Annotated in this window: 20 protein-coding genes and 1 pseudogene; 19 read left to right on the top strand and 2 right to left on the bottom strand. The window is 35.9% G+C overall.

Going from position 1 to position 22,130, the window contains the following annotated elements:
* Positions 1 to 7: 7 nt before the first annotated feature.
* The 15 genes and pseudogenes from EKG35_RS02565 (at position 8) to EKG35_RS02495 (ending at position 14,472) form a co-directional block, all read left to right on the top strand.
* Positions 8 to 262 (top strand): hypothetical protein, encoded by a 255-nt coding sequence (locus EKG35_RS02565; protein WP_126292752.1) that lies wholly within the window; start codon positions 8 to 10, stop codon positions 260 to 262.
* Positions 246 to 1,370 carry a sporulation protein YqfD gene (locus tag EKG35_RS02560; RefSeq protein ID WP_126292751.1) on the top strand — a complete coding sequence of 375 codons (1,125 nt, stop codon included), beginning with the start codon at positions 246 to 248 and terminating at the stop codon, positions 1,368 to 1,370. Before EKG35_RS02565 ends, EKG35_RS02560 begins: the two co-directional genes overlap by 17 nt.
* A 3-nt stretch (positions 1,371 to 1,373) precedes the next feature.
* Positions 1,374 to 2,330 carry a PhoH family protein gene (locus tag EKG35_RS02555; RefSeq protein WP_126292750.1) on the top strand — a complete coding sequence of 319 codons (957 nt, stop codon included), beginning with the start codon at positions 1,374 to 1,376 and terminating at the stop codon, positions 2,328 to 2,330.
* A gap of 315 nt (positions 2,331 to 2,645) precedes the next feature.
* Positions 2,646 to 4,763, top strand: a complete 2,118-nt coding sequence (locus EKG35_RS02550) for an HD family phosphohydrolase (protein WP_126292749.1) — start codon at positions 2,646 to 2,648, stop codon at positions 4,761 to 4,763.
* 14 nt (positions 4,764 to 4,777) lie between these two features.
* On the top strand, positions 4,778 to 5,263 hold the full coding sequence (gene ybeY / locus EKG35_RS02545; RefSeq protein WP_126292748.1) for an rRNA maturation RNase YbeY: 486 nt from the start codon (positions 4,778 to 4,780) through the stop codon (positions 5,261 to 5,263).
* Entirely contained in the window at positions 5,250 to 5,600 is a 351-nt protein-coding gene (locus EKG35_RS02540) for a diacylglycerol kinase family protein (RefSeq protein WP_126292747.1), read from the top strand. Before ybeY ends, EKG35_RS02540 begins: the two co-directional genes overlap by 14 nt.
* 181 nt (positions 5,601 to 5,781) lie before the next feature.
* Complete coding sequence (locus EKG35_RS02535) at positions 5,782 to 6,204, top strand: cytidine deaminase (RefSeq protein WP_185807617.1); 423 nt, start codon at positions 5,782 to 5,784, stop codon at positions 6,202 to 6,204.
* Positions 6,182 to 7,096, top strand: a complete 915-nt coding sequence (gene era / locus EKG35_RS02530; protein ID WP_126292746.1) for a GTPase Era — start codon at positions 6,182 to 6,184, stop codon at positions 7,094 to 7,096. The genes EKG35_RS02535 and era overlap by 23 nt, the downstream gene beginning before the upstream one ends.
* Before the next feature lie 146 nt (positions 7,097 to 7,242).
* Positions 7,243 to 8,328 carry a zinc-binding dehydrogenase gene (locus tag EKG35_RS02525; protein WP_126292745.1) on the top strand — a complete coding sequence of 362 codons (1,086 nt, stop codon included), beginning with the start codon at positions 7,243 to 7,245 and terminating at the stop codon, positions 8,326 to 8,328.
* Between the two features lie 97 nt (positions 8,329 to 8,425).
* Positions 8,426 to 9,196: a DNA repair protein RecO gene (gene recO / locus EKG35_RS02520; protein WP_126292744.1), complete on the top strand. Its 771-nt coding sequence runs from the start codon at positions 8,426 to 8,428 to the stop codon at positions 9,194 to 9,196.
* A gap of 260 nt (positions 9,197 to 9,456) precedes the next feature.
* Entirely contained in the window at positions 9,457 to 10,602 is a 1,146-nt protein-coding gene (locus EKG35_RS02515) for an acyl-CoA dehydrogenase family protein (RefSeq protein ID WP_126292743.1), read from the top strand.
* Positions 10,599 to 11,675 carry an acyl-CoA dehydrogenase family protein gene (locus tag EKG35_RS02510; protein WP_126292742.1) on the top strand — a complete coding sequence of 359 codons (1,077 nt, stop codon included), beginning with the start codon at positions 10,599 to 10,601 and terminating at the stop codon, positions 11,673 to 11,675. The genes EKG35_RS02515 and EKG35_RS02510 overlap by 4 nt, the downstream gene beginning before the upstream one ends.
* Positions 11,668 to 12,474 carry an enoyl-CoA hydratase/isomerase family protein gene (locus tag EKG35_RS02505; RefSeq protein WP_126292741.1) on the top strand — a complete coding sequence of 269 codons (807 nt, stop codon included), beginning with the start codon at positions 11,668 to 11,670 and terminating at the stop codon, positions 12,472 to 12,474. The genes EKG35_RS02510 and EKG35_RS02505 overlap by 8 nt, the downstream gene beginning before the upstream one ends.
* Before the next feature lie 21 nt (positions 12,475 to 12,495).
* Positions 12,496 to 13,649: pseudogene (locus tag EKG35_RS02500) on the top strand (CaiB/BaiF CoA transferase family protein).
* 52 nt (positions 13,650 to 13,701) lie between these two features.
* Complete coding sequence (locus tag EKG35_RS02495; RefSeq protein ID WP_126292740.1) at positions 13,702 to 14,472, top strand: IclR family transcriptional regulator; 771 nt, start codon at positions 13,702 to 13,704, stop codon at positions 14,470 to 14,472.
* A gap of 85 nt (positions 14,473 to 14,557) precedes the next feature.
* Here the strand turns inward: EKG35_RS02495 and EKG35_RS02490 are convergent, their stop codons facing one another.
* Together EKG35_RS02490 and EKG35_RS02485 are read right to left on the bottom strand one after the other, a co-directional pair.
* Positions 14,558 to 15,037: a hypothetical protein gene (locus tag EKG35_RS02490; protein ID WP_126292739.1), complete on the bottom strand. Its 480-nt coding sequence runs from the start codon at positions 15,035 to 15,037 to the stop codon at positions 14,558 to 14,560.
* A gap of 263 nt (positions 15,038 to 15,300) precedes the next feature.
* The gene (locus tag EKG35_RS02485) at positions 15,301 to 16,689 is read right to left on the bottom strand and encodes a glycine--tRNA ligase (RefSeq protein ID WP_126292738.1); all 1,389 of its coding nucleotides are present in this window, start codon (positions 16,687 to 16,689) and stop codon (positions 15,301 to 15,303) included.
* A 407-nt stretch (positions 16,690 to 17,096) separates the two neighbouring features.
* Here EKG35_RS02485 and ccpN point away from each other — a divergent pair, with 407 nt between their 5' ends.
* The 4 genes from ccpN (at position 17,097) to rpoD (ending at position 21,856) form a co-directional block, all read left to right on the top strand.
* Entirely contained in the window at positions 17,097 to 17,735 is a 639-nt protein-coding gene (gene ccpN, locus EKG35_RS02480; protein WP_126292833.1) for a transcriptional regulator CcpN, read from the top strand.
* Between the two features lie 11 nt (positions 17,736 to 17,746).
* Positions 17,747 to 18,559, top strand: coding sequence for a pyruvate, water dikinase regulatory protein (locus tag EKG35_RS02475; RefSeq protein ID WP_126292737.1), 813 nt, complete (start codon positions 17,747 to 17,749; stop codon positions 18,557 to 18,559).
* A 317-nt stretch (positions 18,560 to 18,876) separates the two neighbouring features.
* Positions 18,877 to 20,697 carry a DNA primase gene (gene dnaG, locus EKG35_RS02470; protein WP_126292832.1) on the top strand — a complete coding sequence of 607 codons (1,821 nt, stop codon included), beginning with the start codon at positions 18,877 to 18,879 and terminating at the stop codon, positions 20,695 to 20,697.
* Positions 20,698 to 20,728: 31 nt separating this feature from the next.
* Complete coding sequence (rpoD, locus tag EKG35_RS02465) at positions 20,729 to 21,856, top strand: RNA polymerase sigma factor RpoD (RefSeq protein ID WP_126292736.1); 1,128 nt, start codon at positions 20,729 to 20,731, stop codon at positions 21,854 to 21,856.
* Positions 21,857 to 22,130 lie beyond the last annotated feature (274 nt).

Raw genomic sequence — 22,130 nt, 5'->3', positions numbered from 1 at the left:
ATTTTAATTGAAAAAGTTATTTCAAACTGATCCATTAATTGAAATGATAAATTGTCGCCAATTGCGAATAATTGGAACATATAAATTTCTGGAGGCTTCAGAAAAACATTGTTCATTTCTTTATGAGGATTTTTCTGTGTTAATAAAAGCAAAACGTGTACATATAGATGTGTTAAAAGAAGAAGAATTTATAATACATGTAGAAGAGCTGTTAAATATTGAAATGAAACGACAGGTGAGTCCATATGAAAAAATACGATAATCGTCCTGTTGAAATAAGTGTTACAAGAAAAGGAGCAGCAAATGCTTTTATACAGCATCTACATTCAAAAAAAGTTAAAATTAAAAATATAACACATCTAGAGAATGAGATAAAATTTGAAATTGCGAGAAAGGATCTTTCAATCGTACGTGCTTCAAGAAAAAAGTATGAACTTAAGGTTAAAATTCGTTATTTACAAGTATCTCGAATTTTTCAAAAAAATAGCTGGACAGTAATTGGATTATTATTGTTAATTAGTATTCCGATTATTTGTTCACAAATTGTTTGGAAAATAAGTGTTGAGGCAGAAACACCTGAAATGAGAGTTGCGGTTGAAGAGGTTATTGAAGAGAAGCTAGCTTTAAAAGGGCCTATTTTTAAACATCAAGTGAAGTCGGATTTTGAAATTAGACAAACTATTATGGAAGAGATTAGAGATCTATCTTGGGTGCATATTCTAAAAAATGGCAGCAGCATGACGATAGCACCACAGCTCGCACCAATAACTGATAATAAAGATAATATAAGCAATAAGAAAAATCATTTAGTGGCTGCAAAAAGCGGTGTTATTACACATTTCGAAATTTCTAGTGGAGAACGTCGCGTTTCACCGAATACAACTGTATATGAAGGGGATACACTTGTTTCAGGGGTAATTACAGTTGGAGATAAATCTATAGTAGTTGGTGCTGAAGGTGAAGTGTATGCTGATTACTGGCTAGAAACAGAATTTACGATTCCTAGAACTGTAAAATTCATTTCAGCTAGTAATAGAGAGTGGACATTTGATTTCAAAATTAATAATGAAAAGGAGCAGGGAAAATCGTTTCAAAAAGTCGATTTACCAGAATGGCTTTCAAGATTTATCGAAATCAAAAGGACTCAAAAGTATATTGCTGTTACGGAAGAGATAACAGAAGAACAAATCGAATCGTTTATCTTGCCACTATTGCACGAAAAAATTTTAAAATCTTTACCACCGAAAACGGTTATAAAAAAAGAAAACATTTTGCACGTTACATTCGATGATGATAAAGTTAAAGGGAAAGTCCTATTTTTGGTAAATGAAAATATTGCGAGAAATTACCCAATTGACCAAGGAGATTGATTTATGTCAGAACAATTATCGGAATTACAAGTTGAAAACCCAAATGAAGCAGTAATGTTACTTGGTATGTCTGATGCGAATTTAAAACTAATTGAAGAAACATTTCATGTTCAAATTATTACTCGTGGTGAAGTAATTCAAATAGCTGGAGAAGAAGCTCATAAGCAGCAGGTTACCGAACTTATGCTGGCACTGCTTAAAGTAATTCGAAAAGGAATTAATATAGATTTGCGTGACGTTGCAACCGCAATTGAAATGGTGAATAAAGGGACAATTGAATATTTTGCTGAATTATATGAGGAAGAAATAGCAAGAAATCATAAAGGAAAGCCAATTCGAGCAAAAACAATTGGTCAGCGCGAGTACATAAAAGCGATTCGTCATAATGACCTAGTTTTTGGTATCGGTCCAGCAGGTACAGGAAAAACGTATTTAGCTGTTGTAATGGCAACACAAAGTTTGAAAAATGGCCATGTTAAACGAATTATTTTAACACGACCTGCTGTAGAAGCAGGGGAATCACTAGGATTTTTACCAGGTGATTTAAAGGAAAAAGTGGATCCTTATTTACGTCCCCTATATGATGCGCTGCATGATATATATGGGTCAGAACAAACACAACGGCTAATAGAACGTGGAACAATTGAAATTGCACCACTTGCTTATATGCGCGGCCGTACGTTGGACGATGCATTTGTTATTTTAGATGAGGCACAAAATACAACACATATGCAAATGAAAATGTTTTTAACACGTTTAGGTTTTGGCTCAAAGATGGTCATTACGGGAGATAAATCACAAATTGATTTACCAAAGAATACCGAATCAGGCCTAATTGTTGCGGAACGTACATTGAAATATGTAAAGGATATACATTTTCAAACTCTCGAAGCTGGAGACGTTGTTCGTCACCCACTCGTAGCAAAAGTAATCCAAGCCTACACAGAGCAGGAACTATAAAATTAAAATGAAGCAATCCAAGATTTTGAAATGGGTAATCAAATAAGTCCAGTTCAAAAAAATTACAAACTCGTTAATAAGAATCTGCTCATTCTAATTATGGAGAAATGAGCAGATTTTTAATTATTGTTAATAAAATGCAGCGAATTTACATGACAGTACCTTTCAATTTAAGTAAATGTGATATTAAAACAAAAATTCAAAAAGCAAAAAAGTACAATTTATATAAGTCTCTTTTCACTTTCTGTCAACTATCCATGAAATTATCCTCATAAATTGGTAAACTAGTACATATAGACTTGGTGGGGGTGCACAATGAACAGGCACTTTAATAAATTAATGAATATGTTCAGTTTTAGAACTTTAATAATAATCGTTCTTTTATTGACTGGATTACTGCAATTCTTTTTAATGCTAGGAAATGTGCGGAGTACTACATATGATATTCAACCATTTCAGCTTGCACCTGAAACAATACGAGCAGTAAAAACAGTAGAAGATACTGTGAAAACAGAAGAAGAACGGAAACAAGCTGAAAATGCAGTGGAGCCTGTTTACGTGTTCAATGAAGAAACAGCAGGGCATCGAGTTTCACTTGTTGAATCACTTTTTGATATAGTAACCGATGTTCGAGAAGATATAAAATCTAAAGAAAAAGAACCGACACTGGAAGAGCAAGTCAAACTATTGCAAGAAAAATTAAAAGATATTACAGATAGCCAATCACAACTTATTTTTACAAAAAGCCAATTACAATCATTATTAACTGCAGATGAATCAAGTTTAACTAGTACAAAAAGTATTCTTGTTAATCTTGTAGATACGTTATTATCAGAATCTATTAGGGCTGATGAAGTAACACAAAAACGAAATGAAATAGAAACAAAAATCCGTCAAAATACATCGATTGATGAACATATTTTAAATTCTGTAATTGTTATAGGACGAGCTGCAATTACTGAAACAGAGGTTTTAGATAAGGTAAAAACGGATGAATTAATACAACAAACCCGTGAAGAAGTTGAACCAACTCGTATTTTACAGGGGCAAATTATTGTTCAAGAAGGGGAATTAATTGACCGTGAAGTATATCGACAGCTTGAATTATTAGGATTGCTTAATAACAATACGACAAATGAACCACTTATAGGGCTAGTAATATTCATTATTTTACAAATGATCTTTTTGTATATTTTATTTGATCGTTCGGAAATGGATATTACGAAAAGAAGAAATGCCTTGTTTGTTACAGCTATAGTGTATTCTATGTCCATTATTCTTATGAAGATATTAAGCATGTTGTCCAACGAATTCGATACTACGATTGCATTTTTATATCCGACTGCATTAGCAACGATGCTTTTACGACTTTTAGCAAATGAAAAAGTCGCAATATTAGTGACGATATTAACAGCTGCTTCAGCAGGTGTTATTTTCCATCAAGGTTACGCTGCGGTACTGCAGATGGATATTGCACTTTATATTATTTTTGGTGGGTTGGCAAGCATTTTCTTTATGAGAAGTATTGAGAAAAGATCGGATTTATTAAAAGCCTGCATTATAGTATCCATTGTTAACACATCATTTATTGCATTTTATCTTTTAATGGCACAATCAGATTTCGAAGTATTTGAACTGCTATTTTATGGCATTGCGGGTATTACGTCTGGTATATTATCTGGCGCCTTAACAATGGGATTATTGCCATTTTTTGAATCAGCATTTGGATTATTGTCGACAATGAAGTTAATCGAATTATCGAATCCAAATCACCCGTTACTAAAAAAATTATTAACGGAAACTCCAGGAACTTACCATCATAGTGTCATGGTTGCAAACCTCGCAGAAGCTGCTTGTGAAGCGATCGGAGCTGACGGTTTACTTGCTCGGGTAGGCTGCTACTATCATGATATTGGAAAAACGAGAAGACCTGCGTTTTTCATTGAAAACCAAATGTCTGGCATAAATCCGCATGATTCTTTACCGCCGGAAAGAAGTGCAGAAATCATTATATCTCATACTACAGATGGGGCTGCGCTATTACAAAAATATAAAATGCCTAAAGAAATTGTAGATATTGCATTGCAACATCATGGAACAAGTACATTAAAGTATTTTTTATTTAAAGCAAAAGAACAGGGTAAAGAGATAGACGAAAGTAAATTTAGCTATCCAGGACCAAAGCCTCAAACGAAAGAAGCAGCTGTAATTAATATTGCTGATAGTGTTGAAGCGGCAGTTCGATCTATGAAACAGCCAAATATCGAAAAAATTCAGGAACTTGTACACTCCATCATTCAAAGTCGTGTACAGGAACATCAATTTGATGAATGTGATGTATCAATAAAAGAACTGAAGATTATTGAAAAAGTACTATGTGAAACATTAAATGGAATTTTCCATTCTCGAATTGAGTATCCGAAAGAGGATTAAATTAGGAGGAAGTCATGTTAAATATTGATTTTTTAGATGAAACAAATGAAGTAAAAGAAGAACATCTCGAACTGGTTGAAAAACTTCTTCAACATGCAGCAGACACTTTAAATATTGAGGATGGAAGTGAAGTATCAATTACATTTGTAACGAATGAAGCGATTCATGAAATCAACCGTCAATATCGGGATAAAGATCAGCCAACAGATGTTATTTCATTTGCTTTAGAAGAATTAGGGGAGGGTGAAGTGGAAATCGTTGGAGAGGATATTCCGAGAATATTAGGAGATATCATTATTTCGACTGATCGCACAAAAGAACAGGCAAACGAGTATGGACATTCTTTTGAACGAGAACTAGGCTTCCTAGCAGTTCATGGTTTTCTCCACCTTTTAGGGTACGACCATATGACACCAGAAGATGAGAAAGTTATGTTTGGCAAACAGGATGAAATTTTATCTTCATTTGGTTTAGGCCGTGATTTTAATGGACGTTCGTAAACTTTTTAAGTCTTTTGGTTATGCACTTTATGGCATTTTTTCAGCAATGAAAGAACAGAATATGCGCATTCATATTTTAAGTGCATTTATTGTTGTAGCAGCAGGGTTAGTTACTGGGTTAAGCTATTTAGAGTGGCTAGTATTAATTATTATCATTGTCTTAGTTATTGGCGCTGAGATGATGAATACTGCTATTGAGAGTATAGTCGATTTAGCTTCACCTGAAATTCACCCACTTGCAAAACAAGCAAAAGATATTGCGGCAGGCGCTGTACTTGTATTTGCGCTTGCAAGTGTTATAATCGGTTTACTTATCTTTCTTCCTAAATGGTTCTAAGAAAAGCGGGAAGCGTCTGATTAGCAATAAGTTGGTGCAAGTGTCACGTGTGCCGTTGTTGGTACATGCACATCCATGTGCGGATAAAAGCCCGAATCGATAAGCTTTCCACCCGAGATGGCTGGGTTCTTGCGCTAACATCTAAAAATAAAGAGTTTATAAAGAGGGGGTATCCATTATTATGACAGTGGATATGAAATCATTAATTGAGCAATCTAAAATAGCACGACAAAAAGCTTATGTACCGTATTCAAAGTTTCCGGTAGGAGCAGCTTTATTAACTGAGGATGGACAAGTTTATCTTGGCTGTAATATTGAAAACTCTAGTTATGGTTTAGCAAACTGTGCAGAAAGAACAGCTATCTTTAAAGCAGTTTCCGAGGGAGTAACTAAATTTACTGGGCTTGCAGTCGTAGCAGATACTGACCGTCCATGTTCCCCATGTGGTGCATGCCGACAAGTGATTTCAGAGTTTTGTTCACCAGATATGCCGGTTTACTTAACGAACTTAAAAGGAGACTTACAACAAACGACAGTGGGCGAGTTATTACCAGGCGCCTTTACACCGGAGGATTTAGATAATGCAGGAAAACAAAAGCTTTAAATCAGGGTTTATTTCCATTATTGGTAGACCGAATGTCGGTAAATCAACTTTTTTAAATCGAGTTATTGGCCAAAAAATTGCCATAATGTCAGATAAACCTCAAACAACAAGAAATAAAATTCAAGGTGTTCTTACACGTGAACATTCTCAAATGATATTCATTGATACACCTGGGATTCATAAACCAAAGCATAAACTGGGTGAATTCATGATTAAAGTATCAAAGGATACTTTAAGAGAAGTTGACTTAATTATGTTTATGGTTAATGCTGAAGAGGAACTTGGAAAAGGTGATGAGTTCATTCTTGAATTACTACAGGGAACTGAAACACCTGTTTTTCTCATAATAAATAAAATCGACCAAATTCACCCTGATGAGATTATTCGCATCATTGAAACATATAAAGAAAAGCTTCCTTTTGCAGAAATTATCCCTATTTCTGCACTACAAGGAAATAATGTGGAAAACTTATTAGAAACAATTGAGAAATATTTGCCTGAAGGGCCTCAATATTACCCATCAGACCAAGTAACAGATCATCCCGAACGTTTTATTATTTCGGAGTTAATTCGTGAAAAGGTTCTCCATTTAACACGTGAGGAGATTCCACATTCGATTGCTGTTGTTATTGATAAAATTAAACGTGATGAAGAAAATGACAACAAGATCCGAGTACAGGCAACAATCATGGTAGAACGGGACTCCCAAAAAGGAATTGTTATTGGAAAACGTGGTGCACTATTAAAAGAAGTAGGTACACTTGCACGTAAAGATATAGAGATGCTTCTCGGCTCAAAAGTATATTTGGAACTTTGGGTAAAGGTTCAAAAAGATTGGCGCAATAAATCTACGTTTTTACGCGACTTTGGCTATAGAGAAGATGAATACTAAAAATTAAAAGAAAGTCTCAAAAGTTTGGAATGTATACTTTTGAGGCTTTTTTTGTTGAACAAATCTTGAAGTATATCTACTTTGAAAAATAATTGTTTCATTTCATTCATATGTTAGAAGAAAGACTATTGCATGGGGGTATGGGAATGAAAGGGAAAGTTGCAGTAATGACTGAGCCGGAAAAAATGATTTTTGAGGAGTATGATCTGCCAAAAGCTTCAAAAGGTTCTGTTTTAGTGAAAGTAATTAGAACAAATGTATGCGGTTCAGAGCTTCATATTTGGAAAGGGTTTCATCCGACAAAAAAATCAGGTGTAATGGGTCATGAAATGGTTGGCGAAATTATAGAATTAGGTGAAGATGTAACGACTGATTATGCTGGACAACCTATTAAAGTGGGAGATCGAATAGCAGCCGCTTATTTTTTAACATGTAAAAAATGCAAAAATTGTCTGCAGGGATATTTTAATATTTGTGACAATGCATATGAATATTGGAGCAAAGAAGCTCATGAATATCCTCATTTCCATGGATCTTTTGCAACACATTACTATATCCATCCATACCAATATTTTTACAAAGTACCGGATAATATTCCAAATGAAGTAGCAGCTAGTGCCAATTGTGCGCTGTCTCAAGTATATTATGGAATTGAACAATCCGGGTTGAAATATGGAGATACAATTGTCATCCAAGGGGCAGGCGGATTAGGGTTGAACGCAACCGCAGTAGCAAAGACTTTTGGAGCAAATGTTATTGTAATTGATGCAGTCGAGAACAGACTAGAATTGGCGAAAAAATTCGGTGCGGATATAACTTTATCCATGACAGATTACTCTTCATTGGAAGAACGTGTCGAAAAGGTATTAGCATATACAAATAACATTGGTGCGGATGTAGTCATGGAGCTCACAGGTGTACCTGCTGCTTTTGCAGAGGGAATCCATTTAATTAAATCTGGTGGTAAATATATTTCTATAGGGAATATATCTCCTGGGAAATTAACTGAATTTGATCCGGGTCTTATGACTAGAAAAGGCGTAGAAATAAAAGGAATTATTCGATATCAGCCATGGTATTTATATAAATCATTGCAATTTTTGAGTAACAATATAAACCAATATCCATTTAGTAATATTTTAAATTGCAATTTTACCTTGGATGATATTTCAGAAGCATTAGAGGCATCTTTCAATAGAGGAGTAACTCGCGCCTCAATTGAAATACAATAACAAAAATAATTAATAAATATGAATACCTGAATTTCTTGCAGGTGTTCTTTTTTATGTATAATAGAAAGTAGAAATTCAATTGAAGGAAGTGCCGCCAATGCTAAACAAATGGGAAGGCATTGTATTAAAATCCCGTTCCTATGGGGAATCAAATAAAATCGTTACGCTGATGACGAGAGAGGCGGGCAAAGTTGCAGTAATGGCGCGCGGAGCAAAAAAGCCGACAAGTAGGTTAGCTGGTATAACGCAAACCTTTATGCATGGAATGTTTGTCGTTCAGAGAACTAGTGGTATGGGGACGTTGCAGCAGGGGGAACATATTAGCTCCATGCGCAATATACAAACAGAAATTATGGCAACCGCCTATGCGAGTTATATTGTAGAACTTATGGATAGACTAGTAGATGAGGGAAGTCCGCAGCCTTTTGCTTTTGAAGTATTACAGCAAGCACTACATGCTATTGAAGAAGGTTATGATCCAGAAGCAATCGCTCTTTTTGTAGATTGGAAACTGTTGCCCTACACAGGTGTTCAACCAGTTTTGCATGCATGTGCTTCATGTGGACAAGTAGAAGGTGAATTTGCCTTTTCGTTTTCTCAAGGCGGTTTTTTATGCCATCGATGCTTTCACTTAGATCCATATATTATTCGATTAACCCCAACACAATTAAAATTAATCCGAATGTTTTATACTGTACCAATTGAACAGGTTGGCAAATTAGATTTAAAAAAAGGAACGAAGCATTTTATTAAAAAAATTGTTACAACAATTTATGAAGAGCAAACCGGAATTCGATTAAAGTCCCGCTCCTTTATTGAACAGCTGGAACGCACACCGGAATTACAAAATAAGAAGAATGATAATTAGTAAAAAAATTTATAAAACAACCAAAACATCACTCACTTTTGTGAGGTTATCGCCCTGATTTGTGGCAATATCGCCCTCATTTGTGAAGTAATCGCCCACATCTCAATTAAGAAGGAAAAAAGCAATTCAGATACATACTGAATTGTTTTTTTATTTTGTAAATGATTCTCATAAAACTGAAAATTTACTTTGGTGACATAAATCAAAAATATACGCATATATAATAATAATTACCGTAATCGTGTAAAGGGGATGTGGAAATGAAGTTACCGACAGTTCAGTTTACTGAACAACAAGAGAAATTTCGTTTAGAGGTTCGATCTTTTTTAAAAAAGCAAATCGAGCTGGGAACATTTAATACAAAATGTGATTCATGGTTAAGTGGAAGTGATCCTTCTTTCTCCAAAATAATTGCTAAACAGGGCTGGATTGGAATGACATGGCCGGAGGAATATGGTGGAGGGGGGAGAAGTTCAATTGACCGCTATATTTTGACAGAGGAATTTTTAGCAGTTGGTGCACCAGTAGCGGCGCATTGGTTTGCAGATCGTCAAACAGGGCCACTTTTATTGCGATTTGGAACAGAAGAGCAGCGAAAGTTTTTCCTGCCAAAAATCGTAAAGGGTGAATGTTTCTTTGCCATTGGTCTTAGTGAACCAAATAGCGGCTCTGATTTAGCATCAGTCAGTACTCGCGCAACAAAAGTAGAAGGTGGTTGGCTTGTAAATGGTGCAAAAACATGGACGAGTAACGCACATGATGCACACTACATGGTGACGCTCGTTCGTACGGAACCTCTTGATCCAGAGAAAAAGCATAAGGGGCTTAGCCAACTTATAATTGACTTACATGCAGACGGGGTAGAAATAAAACCGATTCGTTATTTAACTGGCGAAAACCATTTCAATGATGTATTCTTTGAAAACGTTTTTGTGCCAGATAATATGGTTGTTGGAACCTTAGGAAACGGGTGGGTGCAGGGTTTAGCGGAGCTTGCCTATGAACGAAGCGGTCCTGAACGAATTTTAAGTACTTTCCCTCTATTAAATGAATTAGTAGAAGAGCTAAAAAAGCAAGGAGATTTGATTGGGCTAGGGGAAGCATCAAAACTAATTGCTGAAATGTGGGGATTACGAAATTTATCAATTGGTGTTGCAAAGATGTTAGAGGAAGGCGGCGAGGTTGCAATTCCAGCAGCACTTGTTAAAAGTATTGGCACTAAATTTGAGCAAAAAGTTCCTGAAGTGGCACGTTTGCTAGTTCAAACAATGCCATGTTTAGAAGCACATAAAAATTTTGACCGATATATGGCTGAAGCAATTTTACATTCGCCTGGATTTACAATTCGTGGAGGTACTTCTGAAGTTTTATATGGCATAGTAGCGAAGGGAGTTGTCGCTGGATGAGTGAAATGAAAGATATGCTTATTGAAGTAATTGATAAAATTTTTAAAGATTGTGCTGATAAGGAAACAGTTGATTTACTTGAAGAAGGAAAATGGGCAGAAAATTTATGGGAGCTATTGGCTGAAAATGAAATGCTGAATTTCGCTCTTTTAGAAGAGCATGGAGGGGTTGGAGGGGACCTCGATTGCATTTTTAATGTTTATAGATTAGTAGGAAGGTATGCAGTTCCTATACCATTTGTTGAACATACATTAGCTAATTTCACACTTGAAACTAGCGGGTTATCACCTATTACTGAAAGAGCTACGATACTAATCGATGAAGAGCAGATGTTAGAATTGCAAGAAGATCGTCTATCAGGTCTGCTGCACAATGTACCATGGGCTAGGCATATGCAGCAACTTGTTACTGCCGCGAAACAACAAGACGATTACTATATCGTTCAAATACCTTTAGAAAATGCAGCCATAACTAAACAAATCAACCTTGCAGCTGAACCTAGAGATAGCATTACATTTAATAATGCTGCAGTTATTCAAAAAATTGTTGTGCCATATGAGCTCATTCAAAGCTTAAAGAAAATTAATACAGCAGCAAACATTGCGAAAATGAGCGGTGCCCTTGAAAAAGCAAATGAATTAACCGTGCAATACTCAAAAGAAAGACAGCAGTTTGGACGTCCAATACATCGCTTTCAATTAATTCAACAGCATATTGCGATTCTAGCAGGAGAAACAGCTATCACAAATACTTCCGTAGATAATATGATTAGTGCGTTAGCAGAAGGTAGAGAAGAATACGAGGTTGCTTTAGCGCGCTTACGTATTGATGAATCCAGTAGAATTGTTGCAACTTCCGCACATCAAGTACATGCAGCGATTGGTGTTACACATGAGCATAACTTACATCACTATACACGAAGATTGTGGTCATGGCGTGAAGAAGGCTATACATCATACTATTGGAAAAAAGTCTTAGCTCAAACTCTATTGCAATCAGAGATGGATTTATGGGAATTCATTACAAAGTCCAATAATGTGATTCAACCAATAGGAGGAGAAACAAATGGCTGATTTATTATTTGAAATTAAGGATTATGTTGCCACGATAACATTAAATAGACCGGAAAGTATGAATGCATTTAGCGAAGAAATGATTATAAGCTGGATTAAAGCGTTGGAAGCTGTGCGAGATTCTGACGAAATTCGAGCACTGATTGTAAAGGGTAACGGCAAATGCTTTTGCGCTGGGGGAGATGTAAAAGCAATGGCTGCCGGGAAAGGTTTTTACGAAAGTTCAGAAGACATTGCATCTACTGCTCTTGCACGCAAAAATTCATTGTGGAAAAAAGTTCAACGTGTACCCCTTTTACTTGAAGAGATTGATAAGCCGGTTATAGCTCAAGTACACGGATTTGCATTTGGGGCAGGACTCGATATGGCGCTTATGTGTGACATTCGGATTGCAGCAGAGTCTACCAAGTTTTCGGAAAGCTATATCAAAGTAGGTATTGTACCTGGAGATGGTGCTGCCTACTTTTTACCGAAGCTCGTTGGTATTGACCAGGCTCTCGATATGCTTTGGACAGCACGGGTAATAACAGCCGCAGAGGCGAAAGAAAAAGGCTTGGTTACATTCGTCGTTCCAGATGGTGATCTCGAGCATTTCACACAAGAGTATGTAAAAAAATTAGTTCAAGGTCCACAAACTGCTATTCAAATGATTAAACGTGCAGTTTATCAGAGTCAAACGATGTCACTGCGTTCTTCTCTAGATTATATTTCTTCAAACATGGGGTTAGTTACAGAATTGCCGGATTATAAGGAAGGTGTTCAGGCTGTACTTGAGAAAAGAAAGGCGGAATTTAATTAGAATAGAAAAGGTAGTGATACGATGCCACAACCAATAGAGGATATTCGTATTTTGGATTTATCAAGAATTTACGCAGCACCTGCTGGCTCAATGATTTTAGGTGACTTGGGTGCTGAAGTGATTCGGATAGAGCATCCAGATGGATCAGACAGCATGCGTGACTGGGGCCCATATATGAATGGTCAAAGTACGTATTATTTATGCGCAAATCGAAATAAGAAATCAATTTTGCTGAATTTAAAAGATGAGAAAGATGTTCATATATTCCTAGAACTTATAAAAGACGCGGATGTCGTTTTGGAAAATTTTAAAGCAGGCGATATGGAAAAATGGGTTTAGGATACGAAGTGTTAAAATCGATAAATCCGCGCATCATTCATTGTGCTGTTACGGGATTCGGACAATCAGGAGCACTTTCAAAGGAACCGGGATTTGATCCTGTTATTCAGGCAATGAGTGGGCTTATGTCTGTCACAGGTGATAAGGACGGAGAGCCGATGAAAGTAGGTATTCCAATCGCAGATATTTTAACCTCTCTCTATGTAGTGATTGGTATTTTATCTGCACTTAGGATGAGAGATATTACAGGTAAAGGTCAATTTATCGATATATCGTTGCTAGATGTACAAATTAGTAGTTTAGCGAATGTCGCAAGCAGTTATCTAAATGGTGGATTTATTTCTAAAAGACTCGGCAACAGTCATAATAATGTGGCGCCATACCAAGTATTTGAGTGTGCTGACGGACCGTTAATGGTATGTGTAGGTACAAATCGACAATTTGTTCAGTTTTGCAACATGATTGATCGAACAGATTGGATAGAAGATAAACGATTTTACACCAATCTAGCACGGAAGGAAAATGAAGGTGAACTCATAGGTTATATTTCAGAAATAATGAAGCAAAAAACACGAGATGAGTGGATTGAGCTGCTGAGGGATCATAAAATTCCGGCTGGTCGAGTCAATACAATTGAAGAGGCTCTTGCACAGCAACAAGTTGAAGACCGAAATTTAATAGGTGTAATTGAGCATTCACAATATGAAAAAATGAGGTTTATAAAAAATCCATTACAATATTCAGACCTAAACATCCAGTATAATCGAGCTGCTCCATTACTTGGAGAAGATACGGAAGATTTTTTAGCTTGCTATCTAAACAAAGATAGTAATTAACTTAAAACTTTTTTATGGAAATAAAAAGCTGGTAAATAGACAGGGTGAGAAGATGGATCAAATAACCTTCCAAAAGAACTATACAATGCAATCAGTTCATAAGGCGATACATGTGCTGCGTGCATTTAGCAAAGAGCAACCAAGACTGTCCTTAACTGAATTGCATAAAAAAACAGGTATTGGTATTTCAAGTTTACAGCGGTTTGTTTCAACTTTAGTTTACGAAGGTTTTTTGCATAAAGACGAAAAAACAAAAGAATATCAACTGGGCCTTTCACTATTGTATTTAGGTTACTTAGTAGAGCAGGAATCCAGTTTACTAACAATTTCTAAGCCGATTTTACAGAGAATCAATGATGAGACCGGGGAGAGTGTTTGCATAAATATTATTGATGGTGATGAACGTAGGTGTATATTCAACCTTGACACTACACATCCATTAAGTGCAAAAACATTTGTTGGCCATACATCTCCTCTATATGCAGGCGCTTCTGCAAAATGCTTATTAGCATGTTTAACAGACCAAGAGTTGAACGAATACTTTGAACGCGTTCAATTAATTCCGATTACCAATCAAACAATTATTGATGTGGATGCATTAAAAAAAGAGCTGACAGCCATACGTAGTCAAGGGTATGCATTATCCCGCAGTGAACGTGTTGTAGGAGCGTATTCTGTAAGTACAGCAATTTTGCTGCCAACAAACAGGCCTCTTGCTTCGATTTCAATTGTTATTCCAGAAGCTCGGGTTGAACAATATTCAGAGAGACAATTAATTGATTTGATTTTAAGTGCAAAATTACAAATTGAACGACAGTTATAAAAAAGCGTAACACCTATGATCAATCTTTAGGTGTTACGTTTTCATAGCAAATACCTTATTTTATTTGTTGTGTAATGAATACTTGTTATCTCAATTCAGCTAAAATTGGCATTATATCTTCTTTTATTGCATACCAAAATTTTTCCTCTAAAAATGGTAGTATATGTTGGTTATTAAACTCTGTTATTTCTTTCGAAAGTTTTTCTATAAAATGTTCTTTAAACGATAATCGGTGGTTTATTTGCTGCCGATTTTCTTCTATATTTAGAGAAATATAAGCATCAACTAAAAGCTGTAGCTGATTAAAATATTTGAACGTTTCTTCATAAGCCTCTTTATGGTAAACACCTACTGCTGTTGTAAGAGTGATATGTTTGCGATGGTATGAATAGGTGATTCTTAGCTGTTCGAGTTTCATATTTGCATGATATAACAAATGATGCATTGTATTTGAAGATGGAACTTCACGTTTGAGTAGAATGTTGACGATTGTTTGTAATTTCTCAAATGAATCGCAACTTTTTTTATTTTCTTTTTTAAGTTTTGAAGCCGATTGAAAGAACATCTCTTTATCCCCCTTTTTTATGATCCCCCTACCAGTAGTATACAAAATTGAAAAAAAGTAATCATTAAAGGAATAGAATGGAGACTAGAATTTTCGGTCACAATAAAAAAAGAGCTTACCTCGCACAGCGAAATAAGCTCCAAGTCATACTAAAATTGTAAGTGTTTTTCTGTAAATGAAATAGATTCGGATAAAGCGGGATTTGCACCTGTCGCTTCACTTTCGGTGCAGAACTCGCATAGCTATATTAAAAATTATAACTTTTAGAATTGAAGATGTTTTTCAATATACGCTTTAACTTCCGAAATCGGCATGCGAGTTTGTTCCATGCTGTCGCGGTGGCGTACTGTTACTTGCCCGTCTTCTTTTGAGTCGAAGTCGTATGTGATACAGAATGGTGTACCGATTTCATCTTGACGTCGGTAACGTTTACCGATTGATTGTGATTCATCATAATCCACAGGGAATGATTTACGTAATTCAGCCCAAACTTCGCCTGCTTCATCAGCTAGTTTTTTAGATAATGGCAATACAGCTGCTTTGAATGGTGCTAGAGCAGGGTGGAAGCGAAGTACTGTACGTGAGTCGCCGCCTTCTAGCTCTTCTTCATCATATGCATCACATAAGAATGCTAATGTAACGCGGTCTGCTCCAAGTGATGGCTCGATGCAGTATGGTACGTAACGCTCATTCGTTACTGTATCGATATAAGTGAAATCTTCACCAGAATGTTCCATATGCTGTTTTAAGTCGTAATCTGTACGGTCTGCAATACCCCACAATTCACCCCATCCGAATGGGAAGCGGAATTCAATATCAGTAGTTGCATTAGAGTAATGAGATAATTCGTCTTGCTCGTGGTCGCGAAGACGAATGCTGTCTTCTTTCATTCCTAAATTTAATAACCAGTTTTTACAGAATTCTTTCCAGTAGTTTTGCCATTCTAGATCTTCTCCAGGCTTACAGAAGAATTCAAGTTCCATTTGTTCGAATTCACGAGTACGGAAAGTAAAGTTACCTGGTGTAATTTCGTTGCGGAATGATTTACCGATTTGGGCGATACCAAATGGTGTACGTTTACGCATAGAACGTTGTACGTTTTTGAAGTTTACGAAAATTCCTTGTGCAGTTTCAGGACGTAAGTAAATTTCATTTGTTGAGCTTTCAGTTACACCTTGGAATGTTTTGAACATTAAATTGAATTGACGTATATCTGTAAAGTCGCTAGCTCCACATTCAGGACAAGTAACAGAAAGTTCTTCCATTTTCGCTTTCATTTGGTCGAAACTCATTCCATCTACAATGATTTCTTTACCTGTTTTTTCAAGTGATGCTTCCTCGATTAATTTATCAGCGCGGTGACGAGCTTTACATGATTTACAGTCGATCATTGGGTCGTTGAAGTTACCAACGTGGCCTGATGCAACCCAAGCTCGAGGGTTCATTAATATTGCAGCATCTAATCCAACGTTATATTCAGATTCTTGAACGAATTTTTGCCACCATGCTTTTTTTACATTGTTTTTAAGTTCAACACCTAATGGACCGTAATCCCAAGTGTTTGCAAGACCGCCATAAATTTCAGATCCAGGGAAAACAAAGCCTCGATGTTTCGCTAAGTTAACGATTGTTTCCATTGATTTTTGTGCCATGAAAATGCCTCCTAGTTTTGTATAAAATAATAAAGCACCCGTCTCCGGGCTTTTGAACGCCCGGGGACGAGTGCGTATGTACACCCGCGGTTCCACCCCGCTTGATTGTTTGGTTGAAGTTAAGCGCTCGCAATCTGCGAAACATATCATTTGCCAAACAATCCTCTTTTATCTAAAATGGCTCAAGGGTGCCGTTTCACTTTTCATGTAGGCTTTCACCAATTCCTACTCGCTGGTGTTGAAAAGATACTTATTGTCCTGTCATTGCCTTATATGAAGTTCTATATGATATTTTATGGTAAGCACCATAAGTGTGTCAATATTGTAGCATGTAGTTTATTTCTTCGCAATGAGCTTTAAAATAGTATATAATATTTTAGTATTCAGTATAACACTATTTGAAGCGGGTGAGTCCAATAGAACTCAATAAACGTCAGGACACGATTCTGCAAATCGTTAAGGAGAATGGTCCAATTACAGGTGAGCAAATTGCAGAACGTCTAAATTTGACCAGGGCTACTCTACGACCAGATTTAGCAATATTAACTATGGCAGGGTTTTTAGATGCTAGGCCGCGTGTTGGCTACTTTTATTCTGGTAAAAAATCGATGACATCACTAACAGAGTCAATGTTAAATTTAAAAGTAAAAGATTTCCAATCATTGCCTGTTGTTGTATCCGAAAATATGACAGTTTATGATGCAATTGTTCATATGTTTTTAGAAGACGTCGGTACACTTTTTGTAGTTGATGATAATTCTTTTTTACAAGGTGTATTATCACGTAAAGACTTGTTAAGAACAAGTATTGGAACGCAAGCATTAACTACAATTCCTGTTCATATTATTATGACGCGAATGCCTAATATTGTGTATTGTCATAAAACAGATTCATTAATTATGGCTGCCAAAAAGTTGATTGACAGACAAGTAGATTCATTGCCTGTTGTTAATGAAACAGAAAAAGGCCTTGAAATAATTGGTCGATTAACTAAAACGAATATTACAAAAGCATTTATTTCTTTAGCAGAAACGCATGATTTATAAGGAGTGCTAATTTGAAAAATTTAAAAATATTTGTTGTTTCCGATTCAGTTGGAGAAACTGGTGAGCAAGTTGTAAAAGCTGCTGTATCACAATTCCGTCCAGATTTCGATAACACAATTATTCGAAGATTTCCTCATATCGAAAATAATGACCATATTGAAAAAATTGTAGAAATAGCCAAAGTACAAGATGCAATAATTGTGTTTACTTTAGTTGAAGAAAAGAAGAGACGATTACTAATAGACTATTGTCATCAACAAAATGTTTCATATATTGATTTATTAGGTCCAATCATTGAGCTTTTTGAGGAAAAGCTCGAACAAAAGGCGCTAGAGGAAGCGGGAATCGTTCATAAATTGGATGAGGACTATTTTAAAAAGATCGAAGCCGTTGAGTTTGCAGTTAAATATGACGATGGGCGTGATCCTAGAGGACTATTATTAGCTGATGTCGTTTTAATTGGTGTATCAAGAACATCAAAAACACCTTTATCTCAGTATTTAGCCCATAAACGATATAAAGTAGCAAACGTTCCGCTTGTTCCAGAGATTAATCCGCCTGAAGAATTATTTTTAGTAAATCCTAAAAAATGCTTTGGATTAGTCATTTCACCAGAAAAGTTAAATATCATTCGAAAAGAACGATTAATCGCATTAGGTTTAAGTGATGATGCAAGCTATGCAAAAAAATCTCGCATTGAACAAGAAATAGCTAATTTTTATAAAATAGTTGAACAAATTGGTTGTACAGTAATAGATGTAACAAACAAGGCCGTAGAAGAAACGGCAAATGATATTATTGAAAAAATAGAACAAAATAAATAAACTTGAAGGGGCTGTCTAGAAAAGTGAAATTTCTACACTGCCCCTATAGTACGTTCGTAAGAAAATACTATCAAAAATAAATTTTCATGGGAGCCTTAATTATTCCTAACTAGTAACTGTGTACTATGAAAGAACTTTTTTATATTTTTTTAAAAAAAGTGGAAATTTTCATCTAGTTGTTTTATAATAAAAAAATTGTGGTAAAAATATTTTTAAGAGTTAAATATGATAAAAATCATTATTTTTTTGTCGTAATTTAAAGGATTTTTTTTATTTATCTCGAATTGTGTTATTTAGCAATTGAAGTTGGTGATAAAGTGAACCAGAAAATACCTGAAGAAACGATCGAACAAATTCGTTCTCAAGTAGATATAGTCGACTGTATTAGCGAGTATATTCAATTAACTAAACGAGGGCGAAACTGGTTTGGATTATGCCCATTTCACGGTGAAAATACACCTTCTTTTTCAGTGTCTCAAGATAAGCAAATTTTCCATTGCTTTGGATGTGGTGCTGGTGGTAATGCTATTACTTTTGTCATGGATATTGAAAATATACCATTTCCAGATGCTGTTGCTAAGTTAGGCGAACGTGTCGGTATACATTTAGATATCCAAAGCAATAGTATGCAAAACTCTGGCCCATCTTATTCAAAAAAAGAAGAAAAAATGCTTGAGGCACACGAATTTGCTGCCGATTTTTATCATCATTTGTTGGTGAATACGGAAGATGGTGAACTTGCTTTAAATTATCTTCTAAAAAGAGGATTTACAAAGGAACATATCGAAACGAATGGTATAGGTTGGTCTATGCCAGCATGGGATACTCTGTCTGTTTTGTTAAAGAGAAAAGGCTTTTCACTAGAGGAAATGGCTGAGTGCGGACTCATCATCCATAGGGAAAGTGACCATACTTATTATGATCGCTTTAGAGGAAGAATCATGTTTCCAATACGAGATGAAAATGGAAAGGTGATTGCATTTTCAGGTCGTATTATCGATTCAGCGGATGAGGCTAAATATTTAAACAGTCCAGAGTCGCCAATTTTTCATAAAAGCCAGGTACTTTTTAATTTGGACAAGGCAAGAACTTCAATCCGAAAAAATCGTCAGGTTATTCTGATGGAAGGATTTATGGATGTTCTTGCAGCCAATCAAGCTGGTGTATATAACGCAGTTGCAACAATGGGTACTTCTTTAACAACCCAGCACATCACAAAGTTAAAGCGCTTGAGTGAGCAAATTATAATTTGTTATGACGGTGATAATGCTGGTTGGGAAGCAGCAAAACGTGCAGCTGAAATGTTATATGTGGAGCGGTTAAAAGTTGAAGTCGCTCTTTTGCCAGAAAAATTAGATCCCGATGAATACATTCGTAAATACGGATCGGAATCTTTTGTTCAGCAAATTTTAGACAAGCCACATGCATATATCACTTTTATGATGATGCATGCGAGACGCAATAAAAATTTTCAATTTGAAAATGATGTGTTGCAATATATCCAGGAAGTACTTGAACAACTTGTTGGCAGATCTTCACCAATAGAACGGGATTTATATATTAAACAGCTTGCAAGTGAGACGAATATTTCTGAGGAAGCAATTTATGCACAGTTTCGAAAATTCGAAGCTAATAATGCCAAGAATTTTAACCGAGTAGAACAAAGAAATCAAACAAAACAAATTGATCTTCAACCGAAAAAAACTTTATCTGCAACTGAAAGAGCAGAACGATTACTATTATCACATATGCTAAACAATTTCGAAATTGTAGATAGAGTATTGAAAAGTGATGAACCTCAACCATTTGCCCGCGACGAATACGCAGCAGTATTTGTGCGTTTAATCGGTTTTTATGAGGAACACGCTTCTCCTGATTATCACCGATTTTTAGAAATACTCGAGGATCAGGAATTAAGAAAAATTGTGATGGAAGCTGCGTTAGTAGAAAGTGATCCAGATCATGCCGAAGCTGAAATCGCGGACTGTCTGAAACAATTAAAAAAATATCGCATTGAAGCTGAAATAAAAAAATTGCTTCATGATTCACAGGAAGCGGAAAAAATGCATGAGCATAAACGTGCACTTGCAATCGCCCAACAAATCATTCAATTAAGAAAATCATTATCGGCGATTTAACCCGATTCGGTTGTTAGAAGGAGGAAGTTTTATGGCGGACAAGTCAGAACAGTCAAAAGATGTATTAAATGAGCAATCAGTTGAAGAAGTAAAAACACTTCTACAACAAAAAGCAAAAAAAGATAATGAAATTTCAATGAATGAAATTTCAAACAAACTTGCTCCATTCGAGTTGGAAAATGAAGAAATTTTTCATTTTGCAGAAGATATCGAGAAAAGCTTCGGTATTCAAGTGGAAGGCAAAGAAGAGTTTGAAGATGAAGTGTTATCTAAGCAAGAAGAGAGCGAAGAAGCATTTGATTTAAACGACTTAAGTGTTCCTCCTGGAGTAAAAATTAATGACCCTGTTCGAATGTATTTGAAAGAGATTGGTCGGGTAGATTTACTCACTGCTGATGAAGAAATTCAACTAGCTGAACGTATTGAACAAGGTGATGAAGAAGCACGTAAACGTTTGGCAGAAGCCAACCTACGACTTGTTGTATCCATTGCAAAACGGTATGTAGGTAGAGGGATGTTATTCTTGGATTTAATTCAAGAAGGAAATATGGGGCTTATTAAAGCTGTTGAAAAATTTGATTATCGTAAAGGCTTTAAATTTTCAACATACGCTACTTGGTGGATTCGTCAAGCTATTACTCGTGCAATAGCTGACCAAGCACGTACAATTCGTATTCCAGTACACATGGTGGAAACAATTAATAAATTAATACGTGTTCAAAGACAATTATTACAAGATTTAGGTCGTGAGCCATCTCCAGAAGAAATTGGGGAAGAAATGGATTTAACACCTGAAAAAGTGCGTGAGATTTTAAAAATAGCACAAGAACCAGTATCTCTTGAAACGCCAATAGGGGAAGAAGATGATTCTCACTTAGGTGATTTCATTGAAGACCATGAGGCGCAATCACCATCTGACCACGCTGCTTATGAATTGTTGAAAGAACAATTAGAGGATGTTTTAGACACATTAACAGACCGTGAAGAAAATGTACTTCGCCTTCGTTTCGGTTTAGATGATGGTCGTACTCGTACTTTGGAAGAGGTTGGGAAAGTATTTGGGGTAACACGTGAACGTATTCGCCAAATCGAAGCCAAAGCCCTAAGAAAACTACGCCATCCGTCTCGTAGTAAACGTTTAAAAGATTTCTTAGAATAAAACTAAAATTGAATTATTAATAAAGCTAAGGCATCCTTTTGAAGGGTGCCTTATTTACTTAAAATTATGGCTCTATAATATTTGTTGGGGTTTGAAAAAATTTCATAAATAAAAAAGCACGTAATCACCGATTTCTATATACTTGAATTGTCTAGAAACAAGCAATGAAAGGTGATACGTGCAAATGAATTTTAACATGAATATTCCAGGATTAAAAGGTGTAACTGTTCATAAGGTGGAGGAGATGGGGGAACGTATTGTTCTACACGTTTCC

The sequence above is a fragment of the Lysinibacillus telephonicus genome, from assembly GCF_003966145.1.
Taxonomy (GTDB): Bacteria; Bacillota; Bacilli; order Bacillales_A; family Planococcaceae; genus Ureibacillus; species Ureibacillus telephonicus.
Note: the sequence above shows the minus strand (reverse complement) of the source record. Positions and strands in the feature narration are given on the sequence as shown.